This window comes from Streptomyces sp. NBC_00016 (assembly GCF_045040885.1).
Classification (GTDB): Bacteria; Actinomycetota; Actinomycetes; order Streptomycetales; family Streptomycetaceae; genus Streptomyces; species Streptomyces coriariae.
The window spans coordinates 4,311,385-4,331,313 of the sequence record NZ_CP108304.1 but is presented as its reverse complement, the minus strand read 5'-3'; the positions used below and the strand labels follow the sequence as shown (position 1 = coordinate 4,331,313).

Annotated in this window: 16 protein-coding genes; 15 read left to right on the top strand and 1 reads right to left on the bottom strand. The window is 68.4% G+C overall.

The window, feature by feature from the left end:
* Positions 1 to 24: 24 nt before the first annotated feature.
* Entirely contained in the window at positions 25 to 828 is an 804-nt protein-coding gene (locus tag OG933_RS19110; protein WP_020130137.1) for a C40 family peptidase, read from the bottom strand.
* 738 nt (positions 829 to 1,566) lie between these two features.
* Between OG933_RS19110 and OG933_RS19105 the strand changes: the two genes are divergently transcribed.
* From OG933_RS19105 to recQ, 15 genes are all read left to right on the top strand, one after another.
* A complete protein-coding gene (locus tag OG933_RS19105; RefSeq protein WP_007383963.1) occupies positions 1,567 to 1,926 on the top strand; it encodes an NADH-quinone oxidoreductase subunit A in 360 nt (119 codons plus the stop codon).
* A 13-nt stretch (positions 1,927 to 1,939) separates the two neighbouring features.
* Positions 1,940 to 2,494 carry an NADH-quinone oxidoreductase subunit B family protein gene (locus OG933_RS19100; RefSeq protein WP_020130138.1) on the top strand — a complete coding sequence of 185 codons (555 nt, stop codon included), beginning with the start codon at positions 1,940 to 1,942 and terminating at the stop codon, positions 2,492 to 2,494.
* On the top strand, positions 2,491 to 3,273 hold the full coding sequence (locus OG933_RS19095) for an NADH-quinone oxidoreductase subunit C (protein ID WP_362518071.1): 783 nt from the start codon (positions 2,491 to 2,493) through the stop codon (positions 3,271 to 3,273). The genes OG933_RS19100 and OG933_RS19095 overlap by 4 nt, the downstream gene beginning before the upstream one ends.
* Positions 3,270 to 4,592: an NADH-quinone oxidoreductase subunit D gene (locus tag OG933_RS19090; RefSeq protein WP_171398837.1), complete on the top strand. Its 1,323-nt coding sequence runs from the start codon at positions 3,270 to 3,272 to the stop codon at positions 4,590 to 4,592. Before OG933_RS19095 ends, OG933_RS19090 begins: the two co-directional genes overlap by 4 nt.
* On the top strand, positions 4,589 to 5,473 hold the full coding sequence (gene nuoE, locus OG933_RS19085; RefSeq protein WP_362518069.1) for an NADH-quinone oxidoreductase subunit NuoE: 885 nt from the start codon (positions 4,589 to 4,591) through the stop codon (positions 5,471 to 5,473). The genes OG933_RS19090 and nuoE overlap by 4 nt, the downstream gene beginning before the upstream one ends.
* Complete coding sequence (nuoF, locus tag OG933_RS19080; protein WP_200839768.1) at positions 5,470 to 6,822, top strand: NADH-quinone oxidoreductase subunit NuoF; 1,353 nt, start codon at positions 5,470 to 5,472, stop codon at positions 6,820 to 6,822. The genes nuoE and nuoF overlap by 4 nt, the downstream gene beginning before the upstream one ends.
* Positions 6,819 to 9,323, top strand: a complete 2,505-nt coding sequence (locus OG933_RS19075) for an NADH-quinone oxidoreductase subunit G (protein WP_405627955.1) — start codon at positions 6,819 to 6,821, stop codon at positions 9,321 to 9,323. Before nuoF ends, OG933_RS19075 begins: the two co-directional genes overlap by 4 nt.
* Positions 9,320 to 10,681: an NADH-quinone oxidoreductase subunit NuoH gene (gene nuoH / locus OG933_RS19070; RefSeq protein ID WP_054238703.1), complete on the top strand. Its 1,362-nt coding sequence runs from the start codon at positions 9,320 to 9,322 to the stop codon at positions 10,679 to 10,681. The genes OG933_RS19075 and nuoH overlap by 4 nt, the downstream gene beginning before the upstream one ends.
* Positions 10,674 to 11,324, top strand: a complete 651-nt coding sequence (gene nuoI / locus OG933_RS19065) for an NADH-quinone oxidoreductase subunit NuoI (RefSeq protein ID WP_362518062.1) — start codon at positions 10,674 to 10,676, stop codon at positions 11,322 to 11,324. The genes nuoH and nuoI overlap by 8 nt, the downstream gene beginning before the upstream one ends.
* Positions 11,321 to 12,163: an NADH-quinone oxidoreductase subunit J gene (locus OG933_RS19060; RefSeq protein WP_362518059.1), complete on the top strand. Its 843-nt coding sequence runs from the start codon at positions 11,321 to 11,323 to the stop codon at positions 12,161 to 12,163. The genes nuoI and OG933_RS19060 overlap by 4 nt, the downstream gene beginning before the upstream one ends.
* Positions 12,160 to 12,459, top strand: coding sequence for an NADH-quinone oxidoreductase subunit NuoK (gene nuoK / locus OG933_RS19055; protein WP_020130147.1), 300 nt, complete (start codon positions 12,160 to 12,162; stop codon positions 12,457 to 12,459). Before OG933_RS19060 ends, nuoK begins: the two co-directional genes overlap by 4 nt.
* Before the next feature lie 15 nt (positions 12,460 to 12,474).
* Positions 12,475 to 14,388 carry an NADH-quinone oxidoreductase subunit L gene (nuoL, locus tag OG933_RS19050; protein ID WP_362270156.1) on the top strand — a complete coding sequence of 638 codons (1,914 nt, stop codon included), beginning with the start codon at positions 12,475 to 12,477 and terminating at the stop codon, positions 14,386 to 14,388.
* Positions 14,389 to 14,393: 5 nt separating this feature from the next.
* Entirely contained in the window at positions 14,394 to 15,965 is a 1,572-nt protein-coding gene (locus OG933_RS19045; RefSeq protein WP_362518056.1) for an NADH-quinone oxidoreductase subunit M, read from the top strand.
* Positions 15,962 to 17,620, top strand: a complete 1,659-nt coding sequence (nuoN, locus tag OG933_RS19040; RefSeq protein WP_362270158.1) for an NADH-quinone oxidoreductase subunit NuoN — start codon at positions 15,962 to 15,964, stop codon at positions 17,618 to 17,620. Before OG933_RS19045 ends, nuoN begins: the two co-directional genes overlap by 4 nt.
* Positions 17,621 to 17,845: 225 nt before the next feature.
* Positions 17,846 to 19,903 (top strand): DNA helicase RecQ, encoded by a 2,058-nt coding sequence (recQ, locus tag OG933_RS19035; RefSeq protein ID WP_405633439.1) that lies wholly within the window; start codon positions 17,846 to 17,848, stop codon positions 19,901 to 19,903.
* The last annotated feature ends 26 nt before the right edge of the window (positions 19,904 to 19,929 follow it).

Sequence of the window (19,929 nt, the reverse complement as noted above, 5' to 3'; positions counted from 1 at the left end):
TGCCCTCAGGGGCACCCGGGGGTGTCAGAGCACCCGTACCGCGCCGGTCGGCGGGTCGTACGACATCGGCTTCTCGGCCACACCGGTGGACGGGTTCTGCGCGCCGACGAACATGCCGTCGCCGACGTACACCGCCACGTGGTACGCGCTGCCCGCGCTGCCCCAGTAGAGGATGTCGCCCGGCAGCAGGTTGTCCAGCGACACCTGGGTGCCGAAGGTCGACTGGTCCTGCGAGACGCGCGGCAGGTCGACGCCGACCTGCTTGAAGGCGGTCTGCATGAGACCCGAGCAGTCCCAGGAGTTCGGGCCGGTGCCGCCGGAGACGTAGGCGTCGCCGATCTGGGCCTTCACGAAGGCGATGACGGCCGCGGCCGAACCCGTCGCCGTGGAGCTGCTCGTGCTGTCGGAGCTGCTGCTGCTCGACGTCGAGGTGAGCGTGGTCCGCTCGGCGGCGCGCGTGGCCCGCTCGGCGGCGGCCTTGCGGGCGGCCTCGGCCTTCTTCTTCGCCTCGGCCTTGGCGTCGGCGAGGTCCTTCTTGGCCTCCTTGGCGGCTGCGGTGGCGGCCGCGTCGCGCTCTGCCTGAAGCTGGTAGTTCGCCGCGGCCTGCTGCGTGGCCTGAGCGGACTGCGCGACCTGAGCGGCCAGGTCGCCCGTGAGGACGGGCAGTTCGAGCGTCTGCGTCACCGGCTCGGCGGCGTTGGCCGTGCCGGCTGCTGTGGCGACGGCCAGCGTGCCGAGGACACCACTGGCGACTCCGGCCCGCATCGCGATCGTCGACGCGCTGCGGCGGGGTTTCCGGTGGCTGCGTATGTGAGCGGTGTGGGACATGGGTACAACCGGTATCAGGGGCTCCTCCATACCTTCAAGAAACGTGTGCTGCGCCACAGTTGTTCAACGGGTGCCCCAAATTCCCTGGCCTGGGTTCTTTATTGACGCCGTAACGGACATTGCGGACGCAGGTGATCAAGCCTGTGATCATGGACTTTCGTCGTTACGCCCGGATTGCCCGCCACCTACCACCGGTTGAGACCGTTGGCCAAGCCCGGTTCTTAGGCGCCCCTCACGGATGTGGCAGAGGTCACGGAACGGTTACCGGAGCGGCCGCGTCTCGCGCGTCCGGCGCGGTCACCTCCGCTTGTGAACGCGTACACACGTCCACACCCCGACTCCGCCTCCCCCTGATGTGTGAATGCGTGCCTCTATCAGGGCCCTGCGTCCATCACCAATTTGCATGCAAGGGAAGCCTCTTGATATGGAGACGACCCTCGATTCCTGCGGTGACGAGCGCAAATGTCACTTCTTGTGATCACTCTGACGCTTCACGTATGAAGATCACTGTCGATATGACTTCATGATCCTTCGTCAGGTGGTGGAGATCACAAAGCTTGTGTAATACCCCGTGTCGCAGATCACAGAGCGGCGGGCATAAGATGCGAGGCAGTTGGGCTTGTGACCTGCTTCACATGTTCGCGATCTTCGCCGGGACGGGCGGGGTTCGGGTGCCTGGGGCCGCAGAGTCCGACGTCATCGCCAGCAGTCAGTGCCGACTGAGAGGAGCGAGGAGCGGTGAACGCGTATGCGCCCATCCTCGTACTGGGAGCCCTCGGGGCAGGCTTTGCGATCTTCTCCGTGGTCATGGCCACGTTGATCGGGCCGAAGCGGTACAACCGCGCCAAGCTCGAGGCCTACGAGTGCGGTATCGAGCCGACCCCCACGCCGGCCGGCGGCGGGCGCTTCCCCATCAAGTACTACCTGACGGCGATGCTCTTCATCGTCTTCGACATCGAGATCGTCTTCCTCTACCCCTGGGCCGTCACCTTCGACGCCCTGGGTGTTTTCGGGCTCGTGGAGATGTTGCTCTTCGTGCTCACCGTCTTCGTCGCGTACGCGTACGTATGGCGGCGCGGCGGCCTGGAATGGGACTGAGGGGCCTTTAACCATGGGACTCGAAGAAAAGCTGCCGAGCGGATTCCTGCTGACCACCGTCGAGCAGGCCGCGGGCTGGGTGCGCAAGGCGTCCGTCTTCCCCGCCACGTTCGGCCTCGCCTGCTGTGCCATCGAGATGATGACCACCGGCGCCGGCCGCTACGACCTGGCGCGCTTCGGTATGGAGGTCTTCCGGGGTTCGCCCCGCCAGGCGGACCTGATGATCGTCGCCGGCCGGGTGAGCCAGAAGATGGCGCCGGTGCTCCGGCAGGTCTACGACCAGATGCCGAACCCCAAGTGGGTCATCTCCATGGGCGTGTGCGCCTCCTCCGGCGGCATGTTCAACAACTACGCGATCGTCCAGGGCGTCGACCACATCGTGCCCGTCGACATCTACCTCCCGGGCTGCCCGCCGCGCCCCGAGATGCTGATGGACGCGATCCTCAAGCTCCACCACAAGATCCAGAACGGCAAGCTCGGCGTGAACGCCGAGGAGGCGGCCCGCGAGGCGGAGGAAGCGGCGCTCAAGGCCCTGCCCATGATCGAGATGAAGGGGCTGCTGCGGTGAGCGACGCAAACGGCACCCACGGCGCGAACGGCCCCGCGAACGGGTCGAACGGGTCGAACGGGGTGAACCCCGAGAAGGATCTTTCCGCTTCCAACCTCCCAGGTCAGCGCGGCCAGGGCGGTGAGGAGGTCCGTGTCCAGCGCGGCATGTTCGGCGCCAGCAACGGCGGCGACACCTCCGGATACGGCGGCCTGGTCCGCTCCGTCCGGCTCCCGGGAGCGGCGAGCCGGCCCTACGGCGGCTGGTTCGACGAGGTCGCCGACGAACTCGAGGGCGCACTGGAGGAGCAGGGTCTGCTCCCCGCCAACGCGATCGAGAAGACGGTCGTCGACCGCGACGAGCTCACCTTCCACATCGAGCGCGAGCACTTGCTCCGGGTGGCCCGCACCCTGCGCGACGACCCGGCCCTGCGCTTCGAGCTCTGCACCGGCGTCAGCGCCGTGCACTACCCGAACGACAAGGGGCGTGAGCTGCACGCCGTCTACCACCTGCGCTCGATCACCCACAACCGGTTGATCCGCCTGGAGGTCAGCGCCCCGGACGAGGACCCGCACATCCCGTCCCTGGTCTCCGTGTATCCCACGAACGACTGGCACGAACGCGAGACCTACGACTTCTTCGGGATCGTCTTCGACGGTCACCCGGCCCTGACGCGGATCATGATGCCGGACGACTGGCAGGGCCACCCGCAGCGCAAGGACTACCCCCTCGGCGGCATCCCCGTCGAGTACAAGGGCGCCCAGATCCCGGCTCCGGACCAGCGGAGGTCGTACTCATGAGCACGCAGTCAGCATCCGCCCGTGAGACCACCGAGGGCACTGTATATACGGTCACCGGTGGCGACTGGGACGAGGTCGTCCAGTCCGCGACCCGCGCCGACGACGAACGCATCATCGTCAACATGGGTCCCCAGCACCCCTCCACTCACGGGGTACTCCGCCTGATCCTGGAGATCGAGGGCGAGACGGTCACCGAGGCCCGCTGCGGCATCGGCTACCTCCACACCGGCATCGAGAAGAACCTCGAGTACCGCACGTGGACCCAGGGCACCACGTTCGTGACGCGCATGGACTACCTGACGTCCTTCTTCAACGAGACCGCCTACTGTCTCGCCGTCGAGAAGCTCCTCGGCATCGAGGACCAGATCACCGAGCGAGCCAAGATCATCCGGGTGCTCCTGATGGAGCTGAACCGGTTGTCCTCCCACCTGGTGTGCATCGCCACCGGCGGCATGGAACTCGGTGCCACCACGATCATGATCTACGGATTCCGTGATCGTGAAATGATTCTCGACATCTACGAGCTCATCACGGGCCTGCGGATGAACCACGCGTACATCCGCCCCGGCGGACTCGCCCAGGACCTGCCGCCCGGCGCGGTGGACCAGATCCGCGAGTTCGTGAAGAAGATGAAGAAGAACCTCCCCGAGTACGACAAGCTCGCCACCGGGAACCCCATCTTCAAGGCCCGTATGCAGGACGTCGGCTATCTCGACCTGGCAGGCTGCATGGCCCTCGGTGCCACCGGCCCGATCCTGCGGTCCACCGGCCTCCCGCACGACCTGCGCAAGGCGCAGCCGTACTGCGACTACGAGACATACGACTTCGATGTCCCGACGGCCGACTCCTGCGACTCCTACGGCCGCTTCCTGGTCCGTCTGGAGGAGATGCGCCAGTCGCTCCGGATCGTCGAGCAGTGCCTGGACCGGCTGCAGCCCGGCCCCGTCATGGTCGCCGACCGGAAGATCGCCTGGCCCGCCCAGCTCGCTCTGGGCCCCGACGGTCTGGGCAACTCCCTGGACCACATCAAGAAGATCATGGGCACCTCCATGGAGGCCCTGATCCACCACTTCAAGCTGGTGACCGAGGGCTTCCGCGTCCCGCCGGGACAGGCGTACGCGGCCGTCGAGTCACCCAAGGGCGAACTCGGGGTGCATGCCGTCTCCGACGGAGGCACCCGCCCGTACCGGGTCCACTTCCGGGACCCGTCCTTCACCAACCTTCAGGCCATGGCAGCGATGTGCGAGGGCGGCCAGGTCGCCGACGTCATCGTCGCCGTCGCCTCCATCGACCCCGTTATGGGAGGCGTCGACCGGTGACCACCTCTTCTTCCGAGCGGGGCGTCAGCCTGGGTATGCCCGAACTGCCCGCGCCCGCCTACCCGGACGACGTCCGGGACCGGCTGGAGGCGGATGCGCGCGAGATCATCGCCCGCTATCCCGACTCCCGGTCCGCGCTCCTGCCGTTGCTGCATCTCGTGCAGTCGGAGGAGGGGCACGTCACGCGCACCGGGATGCAGTTCTGCGCGGACGTGCTGAAACTGACCACGGCCGAGGTCACCGCGGTCGCCACCTTCTACACCATGTACCGGCGCCGCCCCAGCGGTGACTACCAGGTGGGTGTCTGCACCAACACGCTGTGCGCGGTGATGGGCGGCGACGCGATCTTCGAACAGCTCCAGGAGCACCTGGGCATCGGCAACGGCGAGACCACCGACGACGGCAAGATCACCCTGGAGCACATCGAGTGCAACGCGGCCTGTGACTTCGCGCCGGTCGTGATGGTCAACTGGGAGTTCTTCGACAACCAGACCGTGCAGAGCGCGAAGCGCCTGGTGGACGACCTGCGGATCGGTCACACCGTCTCGCCGACGCGCGGTGCGCCGCTGTGCACCTTCAAGGAGACCGCCCGGATCCTGGCGGGCTTCCCCGACGAGCGGGACGGGGCCGTCGAGGCGAGCGGCAGTGCGGGACCGGCGTCGCTGGTGGGTCTTCGCCTGGCAAGGGGAGAGACCGCACCCGCACGCGTGGTCCACCCGCGGGACGGCGGGCCGCACGACGAGCCGCACGACGAGCCGCAGGACCGGGCGGTGCACGAGCCGTCGCCCGCGGAGCACCGGAGTTCGCACGACGCGCCTCAGGACACGTCGGCCTCCGACCCGGCTCACCCGGCAGGGCCTACCGCCGAGGAGGGGGAGTGATGACCTTGGCACCCGAGTTGAAAGGCAGCAGCCCGGAGAAGCTGCTCGCACCCGTGCTGTCGGCCTTCTGGGACGAGGACCGGTCCTGGAGTCTGGACGTCTACCGAAGGCACGAAGGGTACGAGGGCCTCCGCAAGGCGCTCGCCATGTCGCCGGACGACCTGATCGCGTACGTCAAGGAGTCCGGTCTGCGAGGGCGCGGCGGCGCGGGATTCCCGACGGGAATGAAATGGCAGTTCATTCCGCAGGGTGATGGAAAGCCGCACTATCTAGTTGTCAACGCCGACGAATCGGAGCCCGGGACCTGCAAGGACATCCCGCTCCTCTTCGCGAACCCGCACAGCCTCATCGAGGGCATTGTGATCGCGTGTTATGCCATCAGGTCGTCTCATGCCTTCATCTATCTGCGTGGTGAAGTCGTTCCCGTTCTGCGGCGGTTGCACGAGGCCGTGCGCGAGGCCTACGCGGCGGGCTACCTCGGCGAGAACATTTTGGGCAGCGGACTCGACCTCGAACTCACCGTGCACGCCGGCGCCGGCGCGTACATCTGCGGTGAGGAGACCGCGCTGCTCGACTCGCTCGAAGGCCGCCGTGGTCAACCGCGGCTGCGCCCTCCTTTCCCTGCTGTCGCGGGCCTCTATGCGTGCCCGACTGTGGTGAATAACGTCGAATCGATCGCGTCAGTTCCCGCGATTCTGCAAAACGGCAAGGAATGGTTCAGGTCGATGGGAAGCGAGAAGTCCCCGGGCTTCACGCTCTACTCGCTCAGCGGCCATGTCGCCGGCCCCGGCCAGTACGAGGCCCCGCTCGGTATCACCCTCCGCCAGCTCCTCGAGATGAGCGGCGGCATGCGACCCGGGCACCGGCTCAAGTTCTGGACACCGGGCGGCTCCTCGACGCCGATGTTCACCGAGGAGCACCTCGACGTCCCTCTCGACTACGAAGGAGTGGGTGCCGCGGGTTCCATGCTCGGCACCAAAGCTCTCCAGTGCTTCGACGAGACGACCTGCGTCGTTCGGGCCGTCACCCGGTGGACCGAGTTCTACGCCCACGAGTCCTGCGGCAAGTGCACCCCGTGCCGTGAAGGAACGTACTGGCTCGTGCAGTTGCTGCGGGACATCGAGGCCGGCAAGGGAGTCCTCTCCGACCTCGACAAGCTCAACGACATCGCCGACAACATCAACGGCAAGTCGTTCTGCGCCCTCGGCGACGGCGCCGCCTCGCCGATCTTCTCCTCGCTCAAGTACTTCCGTGAGGAGTACGAGCAGCACATCACGGGCCGCGGCTGCCCCTTCGACCCGGCCAAGTCGACGGTCTGGGCCGACAAGCACACGGAGGTGAACGCATGACGGTGACCACCAGCGCTCCCTCCGGAGGCGGCGAGGCGGCGGTCCCGCCGGAGGATCTCGTGACGCTGACGATCGACGGCGCCGAGATCAGCGTGCCCAAGGGCACCCTGGTCATCCGGGCCGCCGAGCAACTCGGCATCGAGATCCCGCGCTTCTGCGACCATCCCCTCCTCGATCCGGTCGGCGCGTGCCGGCAGTGCATCGTCGAGGTCGAGGGCCAGCGCAAGCCGATGGCGTCCTGCACGATCACGTGCACGGACGGCATGGTGGTGAAGACCCAGCTCAGCTCACCGGTGGCCGAGAAGGCACAGCACGGTGTGATGGAGCTGCTCCTCATCAACCACCCGTTGGACTGCCCGGTCTGCGACAAGGGCGGTGAGTGCCCCCTGCAGAACCAGGCCGTGTCGCACGGCCAGGCCGAGTCCCGCTTCGAGGGCAGGAAACGGACGTACGAGAAGCCCCTGCCGATCTCCACGCAGGTGCTGCTCGACCGTGAGCGGTGCGTGCTGTGCGCGCGCTGCACCCGGTTCTCCAACCAGGTGGCGGGCGACCCGATGATCGAGCTGATCGAGCGGGGCGCGCTCCAGCAGGTGGGCACCGGCGAGGGCGACCCCTTCGAGTCGTACTTCTCCGGCAACACCATCCAGATCTGCCCGGTCGGCGCGCTGACCTCGGCGGCGTACCGATTCCGCTCCCGGCCCTTCGACCTGGTCTCCTCGCCGTCGGTCTGCGAGCACTGCTCCGGCGGCTGCGCCACGCGCACCGACCACCGGCGCGGCAAGGTCATGCGGCGCCTGGCCGCCAACGACCCCGAGGTCAACGAGGAGTGGATCTGCGACAAGGGGCGGTTCGCGTTCCGGTACCCCCAGCAGCGGGACCGGCTCGAAACGCCTCTGGTGCGCGACGCCGAGGGGGACCTCGTACCGGCTTCCTGGCCGGAGGCGTTGCAGATCGCGGCCCAGGGCCTGCTGGCGTCGCGCGGCAGGACCGGTGTCCTGGCCGGCGGCCGCCTCACCATCGAGGACGCCTACGCGTACAGCAAGTTCACGCGCGTGGCGCTCGACACCAACGACATCGACTTCCGCGCGCGCGTGCACAGCAGTGAGGAGGCCGACTTCCTGGCCGCCCACATCGCCGGCCGCGGCCGTGACCTCGACGGTACGGGCGTCACGTACACCCTCCTGGAGAAGGCGCCCGCCGTCCTGCTCGTCGGGTTCGAGTCGGAGGAGGAGGCGCCCGGCGTCTTCCTGAGGCTGCGCAAGGCCTGGCGCAAGCACGGACAGCGGGTGTTCTCGCTGGCCACACACGTCACGCGGGGCCTGGAGAAGGCGGGCGGCACGCTGCTGTCGGCCGCCCCGGGCACCGAGACCGAATGGCTGGACGCGCTCGCGGGCGGCGTCGGCCTGGAGGACGCGGGCGGCAAGGCCGCCGAGGCGCTGCGGGCCGAAGGCGCGGTGATCGTCGTCGGCGAGCGGCTGGCCGGTGTGGCCGGCGGTCTCACCGCCGCCGTGCGGGCCGCCGCGGCGACCGGCGCCCGACTGGTGTGGATCCCACGCCGGGCGGGCGAGCGGGGCGCGATCGAGGCGGGCGCTCTGCCGTCGCTGCTGCCGGGCGGCCGCCCGGCCACCGACCCACGCGCGCGTGAGGAGGTCGCCGCGGCCTGGGGACTGGCCGAGCTTCCGCACCGCTACGGCCGGGACACCGGGCAGATCGTCGAGGCCGCCGCGTCCGGCGAACTTCAGGCGCTGCTCGTCGCGGGCGTCGAGGTCGCGGACCTGCCCGACCCGGCACGCGCGCGTGCGGCGCTGGCCGAGGCGGGCTTCGTCGTGTCGCTGGAACTGCGGCCCGGCGAGGTCACCGAGCACGCCGATGTCGTCCTTCCGGTGGCCGCGGTCGCCGAGAAGGCCGGCGCCTTCCTCAACTGGGAAGGCAGGGTCCGTTTCTTCGAGGCGGCACTGAAGCCCGACCAGATGACACGCCGACCGGCGCCCGCCGACGCGCGCGTGCTCCAGATGCTCGCCGACGCCATGGACGTCCACCTCGGCCTGCCGGACCTGCGCACCGCGCGCGCGGAGCTCGACCGGCTCGGCGCGTGGGACGGGCCTCGGGCCTCCGAGTCCCTGGAGACCGCCGCCCATCTGCCGCGTCCCGCCGCGGGGGAGGCCGTCCTCGCCGGACACCGCCTGCTGCTCGACCAGGGTGTCCTCCAGCAGGGGGACGAGGCGCTCGCCGGGACGCGGCACGCCGCACACGCGCGCGTGTCGCCCGCCACGGCCGCCGAAGTCGGCGTCAAGGACGGCGACATCCTCGCCGTGACCGGGCCCGCGGGGGCGGTCGAACTCCCGCTGCTGATCACGCAGATGCCCGATCGGGTCGTCTGGCTCCCGCTGAACTCCACGGGCAACGGCGTCGCCTCCGACTCCGGGGCGACGCCCGGCGCCCTCGTCCGCATCGGCCCGGCGACGCTCATCGCCGACGCGCCCAAGGAGGTGGAGGCATGAGCCCGTACCTCGCCGCTGAAGACCTCTCGATGTTCGGCCACGACCCCTGGTGGCTGGTCGTCGTCAAGGCCGTCTTCTGCTTCGCCTTCCTGATGGTGACCGTGCTGTTCTCCATCGTCTGGGAGCGCAAGGTCGTCGCCTGGATGCAGCTGCGGGTCGGACCCAACCGGCACGGTCCCTGGGGCATGCTCCAGTCCCTCGCCGACGGCATCAAGCTGATGCTGAAGGAAGACCTCATCGTCAAGCGCGCGGACAAGGCGGTGTACATCCTCGCGCCGATCATCGCGGCCATCCCGGCCTTCATGGCGATCGCGGTGATCCCCTTCGGCCCGGCCGGCAACGAGGTCTCGATCTTCGGCCAGCGCACCACGATGCAGCTGACCGACCTGCCGATCGCGATGCTCTACATCCTCGCGGTCGCCTCGATCGGCATCTACGGCATCGTGCTGGCGGGCTGGAGTTCCGGCTCCACCTACCCGCTGCTGGGCGGACTGCGGTCCTGCGCGCAGATGATCTCCTACGAGATCGCGATGGGCGCCGCGTTCGCCTCGGTGTTCCTCTACTCGGGGTCCATGTCGACGTCGACGATCGTCGAGCAGCAGCAGGACCGCTGGTACATCCTGCTGTTGCCGGTCTCCTTCATCCTCTACATCGTCACGATGGTCGGCGAGACCAACCGCGCCCCCTTCGACATGCCGGAGTCCGAGGGCGACCTGGTCGGCGGCTTCAACACCGAGTACTCGTCGATCAAGTTCGCGCTGTTCATGCTCGCCGAGTACGTGAACATGGTGACGGTCTCCGCGGTGGCGACCACCCTCTTCCTCGGTGGCTGGCGGGCTCCCTGGCCGATCAGCACGTTCTGGGAGGGCGCGAACCACGGCTGGTGGCCGATGCTCTGGTTCGTCGTCAAGGTGCAGCTGCTGTTGTTCTTCTTCATCTGGCTGCGCGGCACGCTTCCCCGCGTCCGCTACGACCAGCTGATGAAGCTCGGCTGGAAGGTCCTGATCCCCGTCTCGGTGACGTGGCTGATGCTCGTCGCGACCGTACGGACCCTGCGCAACGAGAACTACGACTTCGCCGAGATCGCTCTCTACGTCTGCGGCGGCGTCCTGACCCTGTTGCTGCTCTCCTTCATCGCGGACATGTTCCGCAACGCGGGCAAGGAGGCGCAGGCCCCCGCCGAGCCTGCCGGCTTCGACCCGATGGCGGGCGGATTCCCCGTACCGCCACTGCCGGGACAGGAGTTGCCGCCGGTGCCCCGACGCCGTCCCCACCAGGAGCGAGAGCTCATTGTCAGTGGTGGAGTGGACACTGTGAGTGACGGATCGCTGGATGGAAAGGAGACGTCCGATGGCTGAGGAGCCCAAGGAGGCCGGGCAGCCGAAGCCTGGCTTCCAGAACCCCGTGGCCGGCTTCGCCGTGACCTTCAAGGCCATGTTCAAGAAGCGGCTGACCGAGCAGTACCCGGAGGAGCAGAAGACCACAGCTCCCCGCTTCCACGGACGGCACCAGCTCAACCGCCATCCGGACGGCCTGGAGAAGTGCGTCGGCTGCGAGCTGTGCGCCTGGGCCTGCCCCGCCGACGCCATCTACGTCGAGGGCGCGGACAACACCGACGAGGAGCGCTACTCCCCGGGCGAGCGGTACGGGCGGGTCTATCAGATCAACTACGCCCGCTGCATCCTGTGCGGCCTGTGCATCGAGGCATGCCCCACGCGCGCGTTGACGATGACCAACGAGTTCGAGCTCGCCGACTCCAGCCGCGCCAACCTGATCTACACCAAGGAGCAACTGCTCGCCGGCCTCGAAGAGGGCATGGTCGACTCGCCCCACGCGATCTACCCGGGTACGGACGAGCAGGACTACTACCGGGGTCTGGTGACGGAGGCGGCGCCCGGCACGGAACAGCAGCCGGCCGTCTCCAAGGGCGAGGACCCGCAGGAGGCCGCCGCCACGTCCGGCGCGGACGAGCCGACGTCGCAGGGGGTGGTCGGCCGATGAGCGCGCAACTCGCCGCCTACTCCACCTCGACCGGCGAGGCCTTCCAGTTCTGGGTGCTCGGCACCGTCGCGGTGATCGGCGCCCTGTGCACCGTCTTCATGAAGAAGGCCGTGCACAGCGCGCTCTGCCTGGCCGGCACCATGATCGTCCTGGCGGTGTTCTACCTCGCCAACGGCGCCTACTTCCTCGGCATCGTGCAGATCGTCGTCTACACCGGCGCGATCATGATGCTGTTCCTGTTCGTGGTGATGCTCGTCGGCGTCACCGCGGCGGACTCGCTGAAGGAGACCATCAAAGGCCAGCGCTGGCTGGCCCTCGTCAGCGGCCTCGGCTTCGGCATCCTGCTGATCGCGGGCATCGGCAACGCCTCCCTGACGGAGTTCAACGGCCTCGCCGAGGCGAACGCGAACGGCAACGTGGAGGGCCTCGCCGCCCTCATCTTCACCAAGTACGTCTTCGCCTTCGAAATCACCGGCGCCCTGCTCATCACGGCCACGGTCGGCGCCATGGTGCTCACCCACCGCGAGCGCACCGAGCGGGCCAAGACCCAGCGGGAGCTGGCCGAAGAGCGTGTCCGTGAGGGCAAGCACGTTCCGCCGCTGCCCGCGCCCGGTGTGTACGCGCGGCACAACGGCGTGGACATCCAGGGTCTGCTGCCCGACGGCACCCCCTCGGAGCTCACGGTCAGCAAGACGCTGCGCGACCGCGGTCAGATCCGGGACGTGTCCGCCGAGGCGCTGAACGACCTCAAGGTCCTGGAGCAGCGCGCCGAGGAACGCCTGGAGCGGGCCGCGATCGAGCCGCCACACCTGAAGCGGACCGAGGAGGCGTCGAAGTGAACCCCGTCAACTACCTCTATCTCGCGGCACTGTTGTTCACGATCGGTGCGACGGGCGTGCTGATCAGGCGCAACGCGATCGTCGTCTTCATGTGTATCGAGCTGATGCTCAACGCCTGCAACCTCGCGTTCGTCACCTTCTCCCGGATGCACGGCAATCTCGACGGCCAGATCATCGCCTTCTTCACGATGGTCGTCGCCGCCGCGGAGGTCGTGGTCGGACTCGCGATCATCGTGTCGCTGTTCCGTTCCCGCCACTCGGCCTCGGTCGACGACGCCAGCCTGATGAAGCTGTAAGGGGTCGGAAGAATCGTGGAGAACCTGATTGCGCTGCTGATCGCGGCGCCCCTGCTCGGAGCGGCCGTCCTTCTGGTCGGCGGCCGTCGGCTCGACGCCGTCGGCCACTGGATCGGCACGCTCCTGTCGTCCGTCTCCTTCGTGTTCGGTGTCATCCTCTTCAGCGACCTGCTGAGCAAGGACGCCGAGGACCGGACGCTGACGCAGCACCTGTTCAGCTGGATCCCGGTCGAGGGCTTCCAGGCGGACGTCGCCTTCCGCCTCGACCAGCTGTCGATGACGTTCGTGCTGCTGATCACGGGCGTCGGCTCGCTGATCCACCTGTACTCGATCGGGTACATGGAGCACGACGAGCGGCGCCGCCGCTTCTTCGGCTATCTGAACCTGTTCCTGGCGGCGATGCTGCTGCTCGTCCTCGCCGACAACTACCTGCTGCTGTACGTCGGCTGGGAGGGCGTCGGGCTCGCGTCCTACCTGCTCATCGGCTTCTGGCAGCACAAGCCCAGTGCCGCCACCGCCGCGAAGAAGGCCTTCCTGGTCAACCGCGTCGGCGACATCGGCCTGTCGATCGCCATCATGCTGATGTTCACCACCTTCGGGACCTTCGCCTTCGGCCCGCTGCTGGGGGCGGAGGGCGAGCCCGGCATCGCGGGTGACGCGAGCGAGGGCAAGCTGACCGCCATCGCCCTGATGCTGCTCCTCGCCGCCTGCGGCAAGTCCGCCCAGGTGCCGCTCCAGTCCTGGCTCGGGGACGCGATGGAGGGCCCGACCCCGGTCTCGGCCCTCATCCACGCGGCGACGATGGTGACGGCGGGTGTGTACCTGATCGTCCGCTCGGCGGCCGTCTTCAACGGCGCACCCGACGCGCAGCTCGTCGTCACCGTCGTCGGTGCCGTCACGCTGCTGTTCGGTGCGATCGTCGGTTGCGCGAAGGACGACATCAAGAAGGCGTTGGCCGGCTCGACCATGTCGCAGATCGGCTACATGGTGCTGGCCGCGGGCCTCGGCCCCATCGGCTATGTCTTCGCGATCATGCACCTGGTGACGCACGGCTTCTTCAAGGCCGGGCTGTTCCTCGGCGCGGGTTCGGTCATGCACGGCATGAACGACGAGGTCGACATGCGCAAGTACGGCGGCCTGCGCACCTACATGCCGATCACCTTCGTCACCTTCGGACTCGGCTACCTCGCGATCATCGGCTTCCCGGGCCTGTCCGGCTTCTTCTCCAAGGACAAGATCATCGAGGCGGCGTTCGCCAAGGGCGGCACCGAGGGCTGGATCCTCGGCGGCTGCGCCCTGCTCGGCGCGGCCATCACCGCGTACTACATGACGCGCGTGATGCTGATGACGTTCTTCGGTGAGAAGCGCTGGCAGCCCGACGCGGACGGCCACGAGCCGCACCCGCACGAGTCCCCGAAGTCCATGACGATCCCGATGATCGTGCTGGCGTTCGGATCGGTCTTCGCCGGTGGGTTCTTCAGCATCGGTGACCGCTTCCTGCACTGGCTGGAGCCTGTCACGGGCCACAGCCACGGCGACTCCCCGGTCAGCGCCCTGACGGTCACCCTCGCCACCATGGTGGTGCTCGTGATCGGCGTGGCGGTCGCCTACGCCCAGTACGGCCGCCGTCCCGTCCCGGTCGTCGCCCCGCGCGGGTCGCTGCTCACCCGGGCCGCCCGGCGTGACCTCTTCCAGGACGACTTCAACCACGTCGTCCTGGTCCGCGGCGGCGAGCACCTCACGCGCTCCCTGGTCTACGTCGACCACACCCTGGTCGACGGAGTCGTCAACGGCACGGCGGCCTCGGTCGGCGGCCTCTCCGGGCGCCTGCGCCGGCTCCAGAACGGCTTCGCGCGGTCGTACGCGGTCTCGATGTTCGGCGGTGCGGCGCTCCTCATCGCCGCGACCCTGCTGATGAGGGCGGTCTGATACCGATGTCCTTTCCTCTGCTGACAGCGACGGCGGCGCTCCCGGCGATCGGGGCGGTCGCCACGGCCGCCGTACCGGCCGCCCGGCGCAACGCCGCCAAATCGCTGGCCCTGGTGTTCTCTCTGGCGACACTCGCCCTGGCGATCGTCGTCCTGGTCCGCTTCGACCCGGACGGCGGCCGCTACCAGCTCACCGAATCCCACTCCTGGATCGCGGACTTCGGGGTCAGGTACGAGCTCGGCGTGGACGGCATCGGGGTCGCGCTCGTCGCGCTGACCGCGCTGCTGATCCCGTTCATCATTCTCGCGGGGTGGCACGACGCCGACCCGCTGGAGACGGGCAGCAAGCGCTGGCGGCCGACCCAGGGCTTCTTCGCCCTGATCCTGGCCGTCGAGGCGATGGTGATCATCTCCTTCGAGGCGACAGACGTCTTCCTCTTCTACATCTTCTTCGAAGCCATGCTGATCCCGATGTACTTCCTCATCGGTGGCTTCGGGGACCGTGCCCACGAGCACGGCGAGGAGGTGGCGTCCACGCAACGGTCGTACGCGGCCGTGAAGTTCCTCCTGTACAACCTGGTCGGCGGTCTGATCATGCTGGCCGCGGTGATCGGCCTCTATGTGGTGGCCGGGAACTTCTCGCTCACGGAGATCGCCGAGGCCCGCGCCAACGGAACGCTCGACATGGCGACGAACACCGAACGCTGGCTGTTCCTGGGCTTCTTCTTCGCCTTCGCCGTGAAGGCGCCCCTGTGGCCGCTGCACACCTGGCTGCCCAACGCCATGGGTGAGGCGACCACCCCGGTCGCCGTGCTCATCACGGCGGTCGTCGACAAGGTCGGCACCTTCGCGATGCTCCGGTTCTGCCTCCAGCTGTTCCCGGAGGCGAGCAAGTGGGCGACGCCCGCCATCCTCGTCCTCGCGGTGATCAGCATCATCTACGGGGCGCTGCTCGCCGTGGGCCAGCGGGACATCAAGCGGCTGGTGGCGTACGCGTCGATCTCGCACTTCGGGTTCATCATCCTGGGCATCTTCGCGATGACCAGCCAGGGTCAGTCCGGCGCGACGCTGTACATGGTCAACCACGGCATCTCGACAGCCGCCCTGATGCTGGTCGCGGGCTTCCTGATCTCCCGGCGCGGCTCGCGGCTCATCGCCGACTACGGCGGGGTGCAGAAGGTCGCCCCGGTGCTCGCCGGCACCTTCCTGATCGGCGGTCTGGCGACGCTCTCGCTGCCGGGACTCGCGCCCTTCGTGAGCGAGTTCCTGGTCCTGGTCGGCACGTTCGCGCGCTACCCGGCGATCGGCATCATCGCCACCTTCGGCATCGTCCTCGCCGCGCTCTACACGCTCGTCCTGTACCAGCGGACGATGACGGGTCCGGTGAAGCCCGAGGTCTCGACGATGCCCGACCTGCGCGCGCGTGAGCTCGTGGTCGTCGCCCCGCTGATCGTGCTGTTGATCTTCCTGGGCGTCTACCCGAAGCCCGTCACGGACATCGTGAATCCGGCGGTCAAGCAGACCTTGTCCGACGTACACAAGAAGGACCCCCAGCCCGAGGTGGAGGCGGCCAAGTGAGCGCATCAGCCGTCCACAGCCTGTGGACAACGGCGGCAACCGCGGCCGAACCGATCTCGAAGATCGACACGCCGAAGATCGAGTACGGGCAATTGTCGCCCACCTTGATCGTCTTGGGTGCGGCGATCATCGGAGTGCTGGTCGAGGCGTTCGTGCCGCGTAAGCACCGCTACTACGCACAGTTGTTCGTATCCGTCGTGGCGCTGGCCGCCGCCTTCGCCGCGGTGGTCGCGCTGGCGGAGGGCGGGTACGGCACCACGAAGGCACGCATCGCGGCCATGGGCGCGATCGCGGTCGACGGACCGGCCCTCTTCCTTCAGGGCACGATCCTGCTGGCCTCCCTCGTCGGCCTGTTCACCTTCGCCGAACGGCGCCTCGACCCCGAGGTGCACGGCAACCGGGTCGACTCCTTCGCCGCTCAGGCGGCCTCCGTGCCCGGCAGCGACAGTGAACAGGCCGCGGTCAAAGCCGGGTTCACGACGACCGAGGTCTTCCCGCTGCTGCTGTTCGCGGTCGCCGGCATGCTGGTCTTCCCGTCGGCCAACGACCTGCTGACCCTGTTCATCGCCCTGGAAGTCTTCTCGCTGCCGCTGTACCTCCTGTGCGCACTGGCCCGCCGCAAGCGGCTCATGTCGCAGGAAGCCGCGGTCAAGTACTTCCTCCTCGGCGCGTTCGCCTCCGCGTTCACCCTCTTCGGTATCGCACTGCTCTACGGGTACGCGGGCTCGGTGTCCTACGGCACGATCGCGCAGGTCGTCGACGGCACCATCCAGAACGTGAACCCGGCGCTCGCCGACACCATGGGCAACGACGCGCTGCTCCTCGTCGGCGCCGCGATGATCGTCATGGGGCTGCTGTTCAAGGTGGGCGCGGTGCCGTTCCACATGTGGACACCCGACGTCTACCAGGGCGCTCCGACCCCGGTCACCGGCTTCATGGCCGCGGCGACCAAGGTGGCCGCCTTCGGCGCGCTGCTGCGTCTCCTCTATGTCGTCCTGCCCGGCCTGCGCTGGGACTGGCGGCCGGTCATGTGGGGCGTCGCGATCATCACCATGCTGGGCGGCGCGATCGTCGCGATCACGCAGACCGACATCAAGCGGCTGCTGGCGTACTCGTCCATCGCGCACGCCGGATTCATCCTCGCGGGTGTCATCGCGACCACTCCGGACGGCGTCTCGTCGGTTCTCTTCTACCTGGCCGCGTACTCGTTCGTGACGATCGGCGCGTTCGCGGTGGTCACCCTCGTGCGCGACGCCGGCGGCGAGGCGACCCACCTGTCCAAGTGGGCCGGGCTCGGGCGCAGGTCACCCCTGGTGGCGGCCGTGTTCGCGGTGTTCCTGCTGGCCTTCGCCGGTATCCCGCTGACCTCCGGGTTCGCCGGGAAGTTCGCCGTGTTCAAGGCGGCGGCGGAGGGCGGCGCGGCCCCGCTGGTCGTGGTCGGTGTGATCTCGTCGGCGATCGCGGCGTTCTTCTACATCCGTGTGATCGTGCTGATGTTCTTCAGCGAGCCGCGGCCCGAGGGCCCGACCGTCGCCGTTCCGTCCCCGCTGACGATGACGGCGATCGCGGTCGGTGTGGCGGTCACGCTGGTGCTCGGTGTGGCGCCGCAGTACTTCCTGGACCTGGCGAACCAGGCGGGAGTGTTCGTTCGCTGAGCCGCTGCGAGCAGGTGCGCCGACCTGCGTGTGCCTGTACGACGGGCCCGGTTCCCCAGGTGGGGGCCGGGCCCGTCGGCGTCGTACGGACGATCGAGTTCGGGGATTTTCCCGCGCCCGTCACCCGGAGTCACCGGAACGAGCCTGTGGATAACTCCGGTGCTGTCAGTCCGGACCCCTATCGTGGAGGCAGTGGTCGAGGGACGACGTACGGGGGACCAGACGATGGGCGGGACAGGTGGGATCAGCACGATGACAGCGATCACCGGGACACCGGAGCGGACCGAGAGCGAGGCGCTGGCCACGCTGCACCGGGTCTTCGGATACGACGCCTTCCGTGGCGAGCAGGAAGCGGTCATCGAGCACGTGGTGGCCGGCGGGGACGCGGTCGTCCTCATGCCCACCGGCGGCGGCAAATCGCTGTGCTACCAGATCCCTGCCCTGGTCAGGCCAGGTACAGGCATTGTCGTCTCGCCGCTGATCGCGCTGATGCAGGACCAGGTGGACGCGCTGCGGGCACTCGGCGTGAACGCCGGGTTCATGAACTCCACGCAGGACTTCGACGAGCGGCGGGTGGTCGAGGCCGAGTTCCTCGCCGGCGAGCTGGACCTGCTCTACCTGGCGCCGGAGCGACTGCGCCTGGACTCCACGCTGAACCTCCTCTCCCGCGGCAAGATCGCGGTCTTCGCGATCGACGAGGCGCACTGCGTCTCCCAGTGGGGCCACGACTTCCGCCCCGACTACCTGTCCCTCTCGCTGCTCGGCGAGCGCTGGCCGGACGTCCCTCGGCTCGCCCTCACGGCGACGGCCACCCGCGCGACGCACGAGGAGATCACCCAGCGGCTGAACATGCCGTCCGCCCGGCACTTCGTGGCGAGCTTCGACCGGCCCAACATCCAGTACCGGATCGTGCCGAAGGCCGACCCCAAGAAGCAGCTGCTGAGCTTCCTGCGCGAGGAGCACGCGGGCGACGCGGGCATCGTGTACTGCCTCTCGCGCAACTCCGTCGAGAAGACGGCCGAGTTCCTCTCCCGCAACGGCGTCGAGGCGGTGCCCTACCACGCGGGTCTGGACGCGGGCACGCGCGCGGCGCACCAGTCCCGGTTCCTGCGGGAGGAGGGCCTGGTCGTGTGCGCGACCATCGCCTTCGGCATGGGCATCGACAAGCCTGACGTACGGTTCGTCGCCCACCTCGACCTGCCCAAGTCGATCGAGGGCTACTACCAGGAGACGGGGCGTGGCGGCCGCGACGGACTGCCCTCCACCGCATGGATGGCGTACGGCCTCAACGACGTCATACAGCAGCGCAAGCTGATCCAGTCCGGCGAAGGTGACGAGGCCTTCCGGCGGCGGGCCGCCGCGCACCTGGACTCGATGCTGGGGCTGTGCGAGACCGCCCAGTGCCGCCGCGGACAGCTCCTCGCCTACTTCGGCCAGGAACCGGAGCCGGCGGGCTGCGGAAACTGCGACACCTGCCTCACACCCCCGGAGACCTGGGACGGCACCGTCGCGGCCCAGAAGGTGCTGTCGACGGTGGTACGGCTCCAGCGGGAGCGCGGGCAGAAGTTCGGCGCGGTGCAGATCATCGACATCCTGACGGGCAAGCGCTCGGCCAAGGTGATCCAGTTCGACCATGACCAGCTGTCGGTGTTCGGCATCGGCGAGGACCTCTCCGAGGGCGAATGGCGCGGCGTCGTGCGGCAGTTGCTGGCGCAGGGGCTGCTCGCGGTCGAGGGCGAGTACGGCACGCTGGTGCTGACGGAGGCCAGCGGGTCGGTGCTCCGCCGCGAGCGGGACGTGCCGCTGCGCAAGGAGCCGAAGAAGCCGGCGACCTCGAAGGCGTCGGGTTCCTCCTCCTCCGGCAGGAGCAAGTCCAAGGCCGCCGTGGCCGAGCTGCCCGCGGAACTGGTGCCGGCCTTCGAGGCCCTGCGTGCCTGGCGTGCCGAGCAGGCCCGTGAGCAGGGCGTCCCGGCGTACGTCATCTTCCACGACGCCACGCTCCGGGAGATCGCCACGGCCTGGCCGACCTCGGTGCGGCAGCTCGGCGGGATCAGCGGGGTCGGCGAGAAGAAGCTGGTGACGTACGGGGAGGGCGTGATCGCGGTGCTGGCCTCGCTGGGCGGGACACCGGGCACCGCCGCTCCGGGGACTGCGGACACCTCCGCTCCGGTACCGACTCCGGGTGCCGGGGCCGGCGCCAGAACCGGCACCGGAGGGGATCAGGGTGACCCGGACTACTGGCCCGAGATGGACGCGGAGCCGGAGCCCGAGGACTGGATGTAGGCCGGCAGTCCCGGTCCGCTGCCGGA

Bases quoted from the DNA above. Each gene is read 5' to 3' on its own strand.
- OG933_RS19090 (WP_171398837.1), top strand. From the start codon at position 3,270: ATGAGCACGCAGTCAGCATCCGCCCGTGAGACCACCGAGGGCACTGTA.
- recQ (WP_405633439.1), top strand. From the start codon at position 17,846: ATGGGCGGGACAGGTGGGATCAGCACGATGACAGCGATCACCGGGACA.
- nuoI (WP_362518062.1), top strand. From the start codon at position 10,674: ATGGCTGAGGAGCCCAAGGAGGCCGGGCAGCCGAAGCCTGGCTTCCAG.
- OG933_RS19075 (WP_405627955.1), top strand. From the start codon at position 6,819: ATGACGGTGACCACCAGCGCTCCCTCCGGAGGCGGCGAGGCGGCGGTC.
- OG933_RS19110 (WP_020130137.1), bottom strand. From the start codon at position 828: ATGTCCCACACCGCTCACATACGCAGCCACCGGAAACCCCGCCGCAGC.
- OG933_RS19100 (WP_020130138.1), top strand. From the start codon at position 1,940: ATGGGACTCGAAGAAAAGCTGCCGAGCGGATTCCTGCTGACCACCGTC.
- nuoH (WP_054238703.1), top strand. From the start codon at position 9,320: ATGAGCCCGTACCTCGCCGCTGAAGACCTCTCGATGTTCGGCCACGAC.
- OG933_RS19060 (WP_362518059.1), top strand. From the start codon at position 11,321: ATGAGCGCGCAACTCGCCGCCTACTCCACCTCGACCGGCGAGGCCTTC.
- OG933_RS19045 (WP_362518056.1), top strand. From the start codon at position 14,394: ATGTCCTTTCCTCTGCTGACAGCGACGGCGGCGCTCCCGGCGATCGGG.